Consider the following 12,964-nt stretch of genomic DNA (forward strand, 5'->3'; position numbering starts at 1 on the left):
CTATCTCTTTATCAAGAGAATCCTTGAAAGGAATTATGCTTATCTTCTGTTGAGTGAGATGTGGATCAGATATTGATCTTTAACAACTGTGATTCAAAGCAAAGCGCACAATGAGTCGAATGACTTAAAGTGTGTTAGCAAAGAATGTTATCATCTAAAAATCTTTTTTTAAAAAAAATTCTAACCACCGTTTTCAAGCAATTGAAAACAGTGTGTACAAACGGTGAACAATATTCATACCAAAATGAACGAGAACAAAAAGCATCATAAAACGGTTTATTCACATTTATGTGATAAATCTCCACGTATAAATATACGTACGGCACAAAGTGGATGCCTTGACTCATACATCCGAAGAAGGACGTACAAAGCTGCGATAAGCTTGGAGGAGCTGCTACGACGCGTTATTACTCCAAGATTTCCGAATGGGGGAACCCTACGTAGTTATCTACGTAATCCAAAAATGGAAGGACACCAGCCGAATTGAAATATCTTAGTAAGCTGGGAAAAGAAATCAATCGAGATTCCCTGAGTAGTGACGAGCGAAACGGGAACAGTCTAAACTTATAATGTGTCAAGCTGACAGGCGTTGCATTATAGGAGTTACACGATGTATCCACAGATTCTGTCAAGATCTGACACTCCACTACTCTCTACAGGAAAATGTTCTGGAAATGCCATTCATAGAAGGTAATAATCCTGTATCCGAAATAGAAGGTAGGCGGTTGCGATATATTCGTAAGTAGCATCGGACACGTGAAATCCGGTGTGAATTCGGGACGACCACGTTCCAAGACTAAAGAGTGTATGAGATCGATAGTGAACAAGTACTGTGAAGGAAAGGTTAAAAGAACCCCGGGAGGGGAGTGAAATAGAACCTGAAACTTTGTGCCTTCAAAGAGTCGGAGCACCTTCGGGTGTGACGGCGTGCCTTTTGGAGAAGGAACCAACGAGTTAGTTATATGTGGCAAGGTTAAGGAAGTTATATCCGAAGCCGAAGGGAAACCAAGTCTGAATAGGGCGACATAGTCACATATACTAAACCCGAAACCCGTGTGAGCTACTCATGCGCAGGGTGAAGGTGGGGTACAACCTACTGGAGGCCCGAACCAATTAGAGCTGCAAGTCTACTGGATGACGTGTGAGTAGGAGTGAAAAGCTAATCGAACCGGGAGATAGCTGGTTCTCCGCGAAATATATTTAGGTATAGCCCCATATTGTAATACAGAGGGGTAGGGCTCTGATAAGGCTAGCGGGCCTATCCCGGCTTAGCAAACCTTGATAAACTTCGAATACTCTGTATGTAATTTATGGGAGTCGGACAGTGACGGATAAGCGCCATTGTCAAAAGGGAAACAGCCCAGATTCCTGTCTAAGGTCCCCAAGTTATGGCTCAGGGGAAAAGGATGTGAGATTACTGAGACAACCAGGATGTTGGCTTAGAAGCAGCCACTCATTCAAAGAGTGCGTAATAGCTCACTGGTCGAGTGATCTCGCGCCGAAAATTCAGCGGGGCTAAAGCCATACACCGAAGACGGAAGTTCACATTTATTGTGAGCGGTAGCGGAGCGTTCCTTACGCCTGTGAAGCGAAACCGTGAGGTTTCGTGGAGGTATAGGAAGTGCAAATGTTGGTATGAGTAACGTAATGAAGGTGAAAACCCTTCACACCGAATGCCCAAGGTTTCCTGTCCTACGTCAGTCGTGGCAGGGTGAGTCGGTCCTAAGGGGCAGCCGAAAGGCGCTACCCGATGGATATCAGGTTAATATTCCTGAACTATTTATGAAAGGTTATCACCTATGTGGGGACGCATCATAAGTATCGGACGCGGTCATGGATATCCGCGAAGAGTTGATCTTCTGGTTACGGAGGCAAATCCCCGTAACAATACAGGAGAGATTCGATTCATGCATGGAGTGCTACTTCGGTAGTATGAAGTGTATGTCCTACGATACAAGGGTGCCGAGAAAAGCCACTCTGGGACGATCATAAATAACCGTACCGAAATCGAACACTCGTGGGCGGGTGTGAGTACACTAAGGTGGACGGGATAACTAAGCTTAAGGAACTCTGCAAAAAAGCGGTCGTAACTTCGGGATAAGACCTGCCTCACTCGTATTTTACGAGAAGGCCGCAGCTAACGAATCCAGGCGACTGTTTACCAAAAACACAGCTCTCTGCAAACGCGCAAGCGGAAGTATAGGGGGTGATGCCTGTCCGGTGCCAGAAGATTACGGGGAGGGGTGCAAGCTCTGAACTTAAGTCCTGGTGAACGACGGCCGTAACTATAACGGTCCTAAGGTAGCGAAATTCCTTGTCGGGTAAGTTCCGACCCGCACGAACGGCATAACGGTCTGGACACTGTCTCAAGCTTAGGCCCGGTGAAATTGCAATATCGGTAAAAATGCCGATTACTCGCAGCAAGACGGAAAGACCCTATGAAGCTTTACTCTAGCTTGGCACTGAGTCGTACGTATAGTTGTGCAGGATAGGTGGGAGACTGTGATGGTGGGACGCTAGTCCTATCGGAGTCGTTGTTGAGATACCACCCTTCTGTACGTATGCCTCTAACCCACTCAATGTGGGGACCGTGCTTGGTGGGGAGTTTAACTGGGGCGGTTGCCTCCTAAAACGTAACGGAGGCGCACAAAGGTAGGCTAGGTCCGGATGGAAATCGGACTGGTCGTGTATTCGCACAAGCCTGCTTGACTGAGAGACCTACAAGTCGATCAGAGACGAAAGTCGGTGAAAGTGATCCGGCACCAACATGTGGGAGTGGTGTCGCTCAACGGATAAAAGTTACTCTAGGGATAACAGGCTGATTGCGTCCAAGAGTTCACATCGACGACGCAGTTTGGCACCTCGATGTCGGCTCGTCGCATCCTGGGGGTGGAGAAGCTCCCAAGGGTATGGCTGTTCGCCATTTAAAGCGGTACGCGAGCTGGGTTCAAAACGTCGTGAGACAGTTTGGCCCCTATCTGCTGTGAGCGTTTAGATACTTGATGAGATCTGTTCCTAGTACGAGAGGACCGGAATGGACGAATCCCTGGTGGATCGGCTGTCATACAATGGCACCGCCGAGTAGCTAAATTCGGAATGGATAACCACTGAAAGCATCTAAGTGGGAAGCCAACTCAAAGATAAGGTATCTCAGGTCTGTAAGGATCATAAGTGCCCTCGGAGACTACGAGGTTGATAGGATGTAGGTCGAAGCACAGAAATGTGTGTAGCCGAGCATTACTAATAGCACGAACGGTATTTATATATGCTTTTTATTCTTACTCGAGCTTTATGCTTGTTGGTATGAATGGAAGTTTGAAGCAATATTTGTTGGAAATAGTAAAAAATGTCTCAATTTAAAATTATATGTCATATATTATGAGTGGTGAAATTACTTGATTTTCAATAATTTCTCCTCAGAGTCTTGGTGTGTATGGCGTGGAGGGTACACCTGTTCCCATTCCGAACACAGAAGTTAAGCTCCACCGCGTCGATGGTACTTCGTGGCTTCACGTGGGAGAGTAGATACATGCCAAGACCTTGAGGAGAAATTTTTCGAATAATTTCTAAGGATCATTAGCTCAGTTGGTTAGAGCGCTTGCTCGACATGCAAGAGGTCACTAGTTCGAGTCTAGTATGATCCACCAGACTGTTGTCTGGGCGATTAGCTCAGTTGGTTAGAGCATCTGTTTTACACGCAGAGGGTCATAGGTTCGAATCCTATATCGCCCACCATAAAAATCCAAAAATATCTTACGTGAGTAAGGTATTTTTTAATACTTTCTTTCTGGATATAGGATGAGAAGTTTATCCAGCGAGCGAAAGCGAGTCGGAAATCCTATATCGCACCATATAAATATCATAAATCTCTTCCTTACTCGGAGGGATTTTTTAGTTCTTCATATTTCTTTATTCTTTCCAATTGATATAGATTTATTCCTCCTTCATTCCTCCTGGTTATATCTGTTTCATAATCTGCTCGTGTATAATCTTGTATAGAGAAGTTATATGTAATGCATCAAATCACTTCAGTTCAATTTATAATGAGTACTCGATATCTTCATAAAGTCATTCACATCTTCGTTTCATATTCTATATTTCATAGTTCAAGAGATATTTTTTTCTGTCATTTGAGGATACTTTTACTTAACATAAACTTCTCCATTCCAAGTAGTTTACAGACTTTGAATAATGGCATAAACTCATCAAGCACATAGCTTCATAACTGATTACAAGCCTCTATTAGATATGTCCCTTCAATAATTGGTAATGGAGGATCCTCATATAGATTTTCTCATGATTTGTTCGTATTAAGCATTACTCTCCAATTATTTCACTGCCGAAAAGGTATTCATATAATAACATTTTCTGGTCGTGTTTTATGTACTCGAACTGGTTCCAGAGAAGTTCAATGAGTTCTACTATGATGGTCCAAAAAACTTCTATCATCTATACAAGGAATGTTATTGCTTACTCCCTTAAGTGTGCTAGCTACACGTTTAAATACTCATAATGTTGCTGTTAAACTGGGGATATGTTCCAGTGGTTCTTTTTCTGACATATATTTATTATAATACAAATAATTACTTGTCAAATTTTTCCCCTCGCTTTTTCTAGTTTTTCCATATAATCCTTCCATATTGTTCTCTAAGTTTCTTTCCATGCGCATCCTCAAGTACGCCCTCAAAAACATCATACGAAACCCATTTCTCTCGCTTTCGTCGATTTTCGTCATCGGGCTTCTTCTTTTCTTTGTGAATATCTTGATTTTTGTTCTGTTTGTATCAGAGAACTTCATCACGGATGTTCAGTCGAAAATCAAGTTCACCATCAACTATCAGAGTGGTTATGAGCTCGATAGTTTGAAATCTCAGGTTATGATCGATGGACTTCGTTCGACCTTTTCAGGGATTGTGGTGACTCCGATTTCGAAAGATGAAGCCTATGCTCGCAATAAGACACTCTATCCTGATCTTATCAGTATCATCGAGTGATCAGGCGAGAATCCATTTCCTGATTCCCTTTCTATATCGGGAATTCCGCTCGATCGCTATGATGAGTTCAATAACTATATCCTCGAACATCGGGATTTGTTTCACTATGATGAGGATATTCTCGGGAAGAAGCTTCTGGATTACAAAAGCCAATTCAAACGTATCACAACTATAGTGACATCGCTTCGTATTTTTGAATATGGTGTTTTTGCACTCCTTGGCCTTTTTGCCTTCACGGTGGCGACGATCATGTATAACGTAATTAGTAACTCTATTTTCTTCCATAGGGAAGAGATCGAGATTATCGAGCTTGTTGGTGGACGTTCTTCGTTCACGTATGGACAATTCCTACTTCAGGCGATTTTCTATGGAGTTGGAGCAGTGGCTATTGTTGCTGGTGTTTTTCTCGTTTTTCGTTCTTCTCTTGATTTTTCTGCACTGGAAGGTTCACTTTCTGTTTTTGAATCCACCGTTGTATACTTCTTTGATTCACTTTTATTTCTTTTGTCCAGTGAACTCTGAATTATACTTCTGTTGAGTATTTTTTCCGCAGCTATCGCCCTCAAAAAATACACACATAAAACTATGTTTCTTTAGATGAGAAAGCGGAGTGATATTTTTTCGAAAAAATATTTGCATTTTCGGAAAACGTATATATACTCCGCTCGCATTTCGATACAGGTTCTGTACACATTACCTATTCGAATGTGTGACACGGGGTACGAGATTTTCTCACCTCATCCAATAAACACCTTTTGGTGCTGTAGCTCAGTTGGTTAGAGCGCCGCCCTGTCACGGCGGAGGTCGCGAGTTCGAGCCTCGTCAGCACCGCCACTTCGTTTTGCTTTGCAAAACAATTAAAAATTAATAATTCAAAATTAAAGATGTTCCCGAATCATTTTTAATTCTTAATTTTTAACTTTGAATTTCTTTCGGGGCCTTAGCTCAGTTGGCTAGAGCGCCTGTTTTGCACGCAGGAGGTCAAGGGTTCGACTCCCTTAGGCTCCACCATTTCCAAAAATTCAAGATTCAAAATTCAAGATTCATAATTGAATATGATTCTTGTACAAAATTTTGAATTTTTAATTATTAATCTTGAATCACTATGTGACTCCGCAATAAACGTCCACACAACATGGTATACTCTGTTAAACGCAAGGGTGTATATTCTGGTGGAAAACTCGCTCATGCTATCAAGCATTACAAGCACCTCCAGAAGCGTATTGCTGTAGAAGGTGAAACTCTCTGGCTTCAGAATGCTATGAAAATCGTTCTTGCGAAATTCAAAAAGTATTCTATTAATGTTAATAAGATATAAACTATAAGAGATAAGATATGAGATTCCAAAATATCTCATATCTCATAACTCATATCTCATAACTCATATCTCATAACTCATAATTTTTCTCTTATGCCACGTCTCACTACTTATGCTCACAAGAAACTCAAGAAGGCAGTAACTCGTATCAATAAAAAGATGCGAAAAACTAAAAAATAAAATTTGCTTTTCCGCCGTTTTCTATACAATCTTTAGGCTTTTAATTTTTATTCTTTTTTTATATGTCTACATACGACAGATCAAAACCACATATGAATATTGGTACCATTGGTCACGTGGATCATGGTAAAACTACTTCTACTGCTGCGTTTACATTTGTTCTCGCTCAGAAGTTCGGTGGTGAAACTAAGAAATACGACGAAATCGACGGTGCTCCAGAAGAAAAGGCACGTGGTATTACTATTAATACTGCTCACGTTGAGTATCAGACTGCTAGTCGTCACTACGCACACGTTGACTGTCCTGGACATGCTGACTACGTGAAGAACATGATTACTGGTGCTGCTCAGATGGATGCTGCGATTCTCGTAGTAGCTGCTACTGACGGACCTATGGCTCAGACTCGTGAACATATCCTTCTTGCTCGCCAGGTTGGTGTTCCTTACATCGTTGTATGGATGAACAAGTGTGATATGGTTGATGATGCAGAAATGCTTGATCTCGTTGAAATGGAAATCCGCGAACTTCTTTCTAAGTACGAATTTCCTGGAGATGATCTTCCAGTTATCCGTGGTTCTGGTCTCGTTGCTCTCGAAAATCCTACTGATATGGACAAACCATACGGTGCGAAAGCTGTTGTTGAACTTTTTGAAGCTATCGAATCTTACGTTCCAGTTCCTGAGCGTGCACTCGACAAGCCATTCCTTATGCCAGTTGAAGATGTATTCTCAATCAAGGGTCGTGGTACTGTAGTTACTGGAAAAATCGAACAGGGTGTTATCAAGGTTGGTGACAATATCGAAATTCTCGGTATTAGAGATACTCAAACTACTACTGTTACTGGTATCGAAATGTTCCACAAGCTTCTTGATCAAGGTCAAGCTGGTGATAACGCAGGTCTTCTTCTCCGTGGTATCGAACGTACTGATGTTGAACGTGGACAAGTTCTCGCAAAGCCAGGATCTATCAAGCCTCATACCAAATTCGAAGCAGAGGTATACGTACTGACTAAGGATGAAGGTGGACGTCATACTCCATTCTTTCAGGGTTACAAGCCTCAGTTCTACTTCCGTACGACTGATGTAACTGGTTCTATCGAACTTCCTGCAGGAGTTGAGATGGTTATGCCTGGTGATAATATTCAGATGACTATCACTCTCGGTGCTCCAATCGCTATGGATCAAGGTCTTCGCTTCGCGATTCGTGAAGGTGGTCGTACTGTTGGTTCTGGAGTTGTTGCCAAAGTTATTGCTTAATCAAGAATCTTCATGTGCTCATAGGAAAGTAATTTCCTGTGAGTCATGAGCATTTTACTTCCTCATTCCTTAAAATCCATGACTGCCAAAAAGACTTCGAGTGCTCTCGGAAAAATTCGTATTACTGTTAAGGCCTTCGAACACAAGCTCGTTGACGAAGCTGTATCAAAGATTGTTACAACTGCAAAAGATAGCGGTGCAATCGTTGTTGGACCAGTTCCACTCCCAACAAAAATCGAAAAAATTACCCTCAACCGTTCTACATTCGTCAATAAGAATGCTCGTGAACAGTTCGAGATTCGTCGTCACAAACGTCTTATCGATGTCATGGATCCTACTCCAAAAACTCTTGAACTTCTCCAATCAGTGAATATTCCTGCCGGAGTCGGAGTAGAAATCAAGGTAATGTAGTCTTCAATAGATATAAGTTATAAGATATGAACTATAAGATGAATTACCATCAGTATAGACAATATCTCATATCTTATCTCTCATATCTTATCTCTCATAACTAAATTCTTATGTCTCGCGTCTGTCAACTTACTGGAAAAAGAACTGGAGTCGGAAACAATGTTTCTCACTCTTGCCGTCATACTAAGCGTCATTTCTATCCGAATCTCTTTTGGAGAAATATCAAAGATCCTGCAACAGGACTTACTCTTCGATTGAGACTTTCAGCGAAAGCTATCAAGACTCTGAAGAAGAAAGGAATTCTTTAATCCTTATGGAATACTCGGTATTCTTTCTCACCAAATTCTCAACAATTTAAAATTCTAAATTTAAAATTATGCTCAAGATTCGTCTTTCCCGCGTAGGTCGTAAACATGTCGCAAAATTTCGCGTTGTTCTCACAGAACACAAGCAGAGTGCGAAGCATGGATTTATCAAGGTTCTTGGTTCTTACGATCCACATACAAAGGCTCTTGAGATGGATTTTGATACTGCCAATTCTTATATCAAGAATGGTGCACAATACTCTGAGACCCTTGCGAAGATTGTCGCTTCTCAGTCAAAATAATTCTATACATTACCGCTTCGGCGGTTTTTTATTCTTTATATATTTCTTATTATGGAAGCTCAAGCATTTCTTCGTTTGATTGTCGAATCTCTGGTCGAGAAGAAAGAAGCTATCGAGATCACTGAGCAACATGACGAACTCGGAACACTCGTCACACTCAAGGTTGACCAAGCGGATATGGGTTCTATCATTGGTCGCGGAGGGAAAACTATAGATTCTATCCGCACGGTTCTTCGCGTTTTTGGCTCCAAGAAAGGAGAACGAGTGAATCTTCGTATCCTTGAGGACAAGCCAATCGAATAGTTGGCTTTTTTCTTATTTTCTTTCAAAAATACTTTACTTTTTCAGAGTTTTTTATACTATCCCTTTAGTATCCATACGTTCCTATGTTCAATCAACTATTCACATTCGAAGAAATTCTAAAGTATGCAGTAGCAGCCGTTGTAGTTGGTTCTGTTATTCTTGCTGTATTATATAGTATTTGGTGAGGAGTTCTCTTGATTACATCAGGAGGAAAAGAAGAAAAAGTGAAACCAGCCGTGAATCATATTCGTCATGCTGCCATTGGTGTCGTTATTCTTATGTTGGTTCTGTTCGTAGCTCCGCAGATTGCTCGTATTATCGGGTTAGAGTATCCGGATGTTATTCGTCCGAGTAATATTTTTGCAACGATTCAAGAAGTTTCGTCGAATATATTTGGCGGAGGCATTTCGAGTTCGAATAGTTTTGCTGATGATTCATCGAACACGTCAATTGGAAGTGATTTTACCGATTTATAATCTTTTTTTATGGCAGTTTTTTCTTTTGGTATCGAATCTGTGAATGCAGCAAATGGAACACTCGCTGATGTTGGGAGTAACTATTCTGCTGGTGAAATGATCACAACTGGTGTAGCAATCGTTGTTTTTGTAGCTGTTCTCTGTGCGGTTCTCTTTATCGTCTGGTGATGAGTGATGTTGATTCTTTCTGGTGGAAAGGATGAAAAAGTAAAGCCAGCTATTAACAGTATTCGCTATTCTGTCATTGGACTGATTGTTATCGTCATTTCTCTTTTCGTTGCACCAAAAATCGTAGAATTCATGGGACTGAGTGGTATCCAAGATTATCTTGCACCAAATCGAGTTTTTGCCAGTATGAAAAATATTGCCAATACGGTTTTCGGTGGTTCAAGTAATTCAGATTTTAGCGTTTCTTCTGATGCTTCCGTCGGTGCTGATTTTACTGATTTGTAAGCCAAATTTATTCACGAAAATTGATTGCTTTCTCCCCACTTTTTTATATACTGGTGGGGATTTCTTTTAGTTAAAAATTCAAAATTAATAATTCAAAATTATGGCAAAAAATTCAGGAAATAGAGTCCCAGAATGACCAGAAGTTGGAGTGGTAACATGACCATGATGTCCTCCTCGTATTGCTAATAGGAATGCGCATCACGTTTTTGCTACAAATGTACAGAACCTACTTCCGCCCCTAATTCCTAGAAACCAATGAGATGTTCCAGGTCTTCAGGGGTACTTCGGGGTAAAAGTTGGGATGGTGATCAAAAAATAACTTATCTAATCTTAAATACTAATCCTAAAAACTCTTTTCTATGTCAGAAACTCCAGAAAATATTGAGCTTGATTCTTCTTCGGATGAAGGAGAAAAAGTAGTAGCTCCCGCTGTTCTTCAGGGTATGAATTATGATGGAGATTCGAATCGTAATATCGTCGAAGAAATGGAGACGTGCTATCTCGACTATGCGATGAGTGTTATTGTTTCTCGTGCGCTTCCTGATATTCGTGATGGACTCAAGCCAGTGCATCGTCGCGTTCTCTATGCGATGTATGAAGGTGGTGTTCGTGCGACAGGAAAATACCGAAAATCCGCTCGTGTCGTCTGAGATGTTCTCGGTAAATATCATCCACATGGTGATTCTTCTGTGTATGAGGCTATGGTTCGTATGGCTCAGGATTTTTCTCTGCGCTATCCACTCGTAGACGGCCAAGGAAACTTCGGTTCTATGGATGGTGACGGTGCTGCTGCGATGCGTTATACGGAAGTGAAGATGGATAAGCTTGGTGAACTGATGCTTATGGATATCGAGAAAAATACGGTTGATTGGAAAGCGAACTATGATGCAAGTACTGAAGAACCTATGGTGCTTCCTGCGCGTATCCCAAATCTCCTTCTGAATGGAGTTATGGGTATTGCGGTGGGCATGGCAACCAATATTCCTCCACATAATCTCGGGGAGATTATCGATGCTCTGACATATATTCTTGGACATGAGAATCCTGAGAATATCACGATCGAAGATTTGATGAATTTCATTCATGGTCCTGATTTTCCTACTGGTGGAATTATCTACAACAAGAAAGATATTCTCGAAGCATATGCTCGTGGACGTGGTTCTATCGTCCTTCGTGGTCGTGTGAATATCGAGGAAGGGAAGAATGGTCGTGAATCTATCGTAATCACGGAAGTTCCATATCAGCTCAACAAGAAAGAATTCGTCGAAAAGATTGCCGATCTCGTTATGGAGAAGATTATTGTCGGTGTTGCGGATATTCGCGATGAGTCGAACAAGGAGGGAATTCGTGTGGTGATAGAACTCAAGCGCGATGCTTTCCCGAAGAAAATACTGAATCAACTCTACAAGCTCACATCACTTCAGACGAGCTTCTCATTCAATATGATTGCACTCACGAATCGAGGACTTCAGCCACGTCTCTTTAACTTGAAAGAAATGCTCGTGGAATTCATCGCGCATCGTGATGAAGTGGTTGTTCGTCGTACTCGTTATGATCTTGCGGTTGCTGAAGCTCGTGCTCATATTCTCGAAGGTCTCAAGATTGCTCTCGATAATATCGATGCAGTGATTCGCACTATTCGTGGATCCAAAACGAAGGAAGAAGCACATAGTGCTCTCATGGAGAATTTTGGACTCTCAGAGAAACAGGCAACGGCTATCATGGAGATGCAACTTCAGCGTCTCGCTGGTCTGGAACGAAAGAAAATCGAAGATGAACTCGCAGAGAAGATTATTCTCATCGCTGATCTGAAGGATATTCTCGCGAATCCTGTTCGTGTGAAGAAAATTATTGGAGATGAACTTCTCGAACTCAAGGAGAAATATGGAGATGCTCGTCGCACTGAAGTTCATGCTGGTGCTGTTGGGGAATTCAATCCGACTGACACAATTCCGAATGAAGAAGTGGTGGTTGCTTTTTCGAAAAATGGATACATCAAGCGTGTGAAATCATCGAGCTTCCGTGCTCAACGTCGTGGTGGGAAGGGAATTACAACCGCTGTGAAAGATGAAGATGAGATCGCAAGTATCCTCTCGACCAAGAATCATAATACACTTCTGTTCTTTACAAACACTGGTCGAGTCTTCCGTCTTCCTGCCTATGAGATTCCTGAGATGCAGCGTACTGCAAAGGGGCAACCAATTGTACAATTCCTTTCCCTCGCGAAGGATGAAAGTATTTCTGCAATTCTTGATTTCACGAACACTGTGGGGAAACATCTTTTCCTTATCAGTGCGAAATGAGTCGTAAAACGTATCGATATGAGCGAAATTGCAAATATTCGTGCGAGTGGACTTATCGTTATGAAGCCACATGATGATGATATGCTTCGTTGGGTCCGTGTCACAGATGGAACTGATAATATCCTCATGGTATCTCGTGGTGGAAAAGCTATCCAGTTTGCTGAGACTGATGTTCGTGTCATGGGTCGTGCAGCAGCAGGAGTTCGTGGTATGAAGATTGCGAACACCGATTCACTCATCGAAGGATGTGTTGCCGGAAAGGATGCAAAATATGTCTTCACAGTTTCTGAGAATGGTATGGGAAAAATTTCTTCCCTCGAAGATTATCGTGAACAAGGACGAGGAGGAAGTGGTGTGAAAGTTGGTGCAACAACAGAAAAGACAGGACAAATTATCGGAGCATTCACACTCAATGAATCTCAAAAATCAGAAGGAAGTGTAATACTCATATCGAAAGATGGACAGACGGTTCGAGTTCCTCTTGCGGATGTTCGCATTACTGGTCGTACGACTCAGGGAGTGATTCTGGCGAAACTCAAGAACTCTCATGATGCCTTCACGAGTGCTACGGTGGTCGACAAATCTGAGGGAAATGAAGATGAGGATTCCGTGGAAGTCCAAGTTGCTGAATAAATTTTCATGAATCCGAGTACATCGCTCGGA

General features: G+C 41.8%; 11 protein-coding genes, 4 tRNA genes and 2 rRNA genes. 16 read left to right on the forward strand and 1 reads right to left on the reverse strand.

Features of this window, described 5'->3' with window-relative positions:
* The first annotated feature begins 306 nt into the window (after positions 1 to 306).
* The 4 genes from PHY14_04790 to PHY14_04805 all read left to right on the forward strand — a co-directional run bounded on the left by PHY14_04790 (position 307) and on the right by PHY14_04805 (position 3,735).
* Positions 307 to 3,266, forward strand: a 23S ribosomal RNA gene (locus PHY14_04790).
* Positions 3,267 to 3,423: 157 nt separating this feature from the next.
* A 5S ribosomal RNA gene (gene rrf / locus PHY14_04795) occupies positions 3,424 to 3,538 on the forward strand.
* A 32-nt stretch (positions 3,539 to 3,570) separates the two neighbouring features.
* Positions 3,571 to 3,647: transfer RNA gene (locus tag PHY14_04800), tRNA-Val, on the forward strand.
* Between the two features lie 11 nt (positions 3,648 to 3,658).
* Positions 3,659 to 3,735, forward strand: a tRNA-Val gene (locus PHY14_04805).
* Positions 3,736 to 3,874: 139 nt separating this feature from the next.
* Here PHY14_04805 and PHY14_04810 read toward each other — a convergent pair.
* The gene (locus PHY14_04810) at positions 3,875 to 4,561 is read right to left on the reverse strand and encodes an AfsA-related hotdog domain-containing protein (protein MDD2694207.1); all 687 of its coding nucleotides are present in this window, start codon (positions 4,559 to 4,561) and stop codon (positions 3,875 to 3,877) included.
* A gap of 100 nt (positions 4,562 to 4,661) precedes the next feature.
* Here PHY14_04810 and PHY14_04815 point away from each other — a divergent pair, with 100 nt between their 5' ends.
* The 12 genes from PHY14_04815 (at position 4,662) to gyrA (ending at position 12,934) form a co-directional block, all read left to right on the forward strand.
* A complete protein-coding gene (locus PHY14_04815; GenBank protein ID MDD2694208.1) occupies positions 4,662 to 5,591 on the forward strand; it encodes a hypothetical protein in 930 nt (309 codons plus the stop codon).
* 160 nt (positions 5,592 to 5,751) lie between these two features.
* Positions 5,752 to 5,828: transfer RNA gene (locus PHY14_04820), tRNA-Asp, on the forward strand.
* A 100-nt stretch (positions 5,829 to 5,928) separates the two neighbouring features.
* Positions 5,929 to 6,005 (forward strand) — tRNA-Ala (locus tag PHY14_04825).
* A 94-nt stretch (positions 6,006 to 6,099) separates the two neighbouring features.
* Positions 6,100 to 6,312, forward strand: coding sequence for a hypothetical protein (locus PHY14_04830; GenBank protein MDD2694209.1), 213 nt, complete (start codon positions 6,100 to 6,102; stop codon positions 6,310 to 6,312).
* A gap of 242 nt (positions 6,313 to 6,554) precedes the next feature.
* The gene (gene tuf / locus PHY14_04835; GenBank protein MDD2694210.1) at positions 6,555 to 7,748 is read left to right on the forward strand and encodes an elongation factor Tu; all 1,194 of its coding nucleotides are present in this window, start codon (positions 6,555 to 6,557) and stop codon (positions 7,746 to 7,748) included.
* 78 nt (positions 7,749 to 7,826) lie between these two features.
* A complete protein-coding gene (gene rpsJ, locus PHY14_04840) occupies positions 7,827 to 8,159 on the forward strand; it encodes a 30S ribosomal protein S10 (GenBank protein MDD2694211.1) in 333 nt (110 codons plus the stop codon).
* 110 nt (positions 8,160 to 8,269) lie between these two features.
* Positions 8,270 to 8,467 carry a 50S ribosomal protein L28 gene (gene rpmB / locus PHY14_04845; protein ID MDD2694212.1) on the forward strand — a complete coding sequence of 66 codons (198 nt, stop codon included), beginning with the start codon at positions 8,270 to 8,272 and terminating at the stop codon, positions 8,465 to 8,467.
* Positions 8,468 to 8,535: 68 nt separating this feature from the next.
* Entirely contained in the window at positions 8,536 to 8,766 is a 231-nt protein-coding gene (gene rpsP, locus PHY14_04850) for a 30S ribosomal protein S16 (GenBank protein ID MDD2694213.1), read from the forward strand.
* 51 nt (positions 8,767 to 8,817) lie between these two features.
* Entirely contained in the window at positions 8,818 to 9,069 is a 252-nt protein-coding gene (locus PHY14_04855; protein ID MDD2694214.1) for a KH domain-containing protein, read from the forward strand.
* Between the two features lie 83 nt (positions 9,070 to 9,152).
* On the forward strand, positions 9,153 to 9,545 hold the full coding sequence (locus PHY14_04860; GenBank protein ID MDD2694215.1) for a hypothetical protein: 393 nt from the start codon (positions 9,153 to 9,155) through the stop codon (positions 9,543 to 9,545).
* Between the two features lie 9 nt (positions 9,546 to 9,554).
* Complete coding sequence (locus PHY14_04865; GenBank protein MDD2694216.1) at positions 9,555 to 9,998, forward strand: hypothetical protein; 444 nt, start codon at positions 9,555 to 9,557, stop codon at positions 9,996 to 9,998.
* 359 nt (positions 9,999 to 10,357) lie between these two features.
* Positions 10,358 to 12,934, forward strand: coding sequence for a DNA gyrase subunit A (gene gyrA / locus PHY14_04870; protein ID MDD2694217.1), 2,577 nt, complete (start codon positions 10,358 to 10,360; stop codon positions 12,932 to 12,934).
* Positions 12,935 to 12,964 lie beyond the last annotated feature (30 nt).

The sequence above is a fragment of the Candidatus Gracilibacteria bacterium genome, assembly GCA_028687475.1.
Taxonomy (GTDB): Bacteria; Patescibacteriota; Gracilibacteria; order BD1-5; family UBA2023; genus STC-74.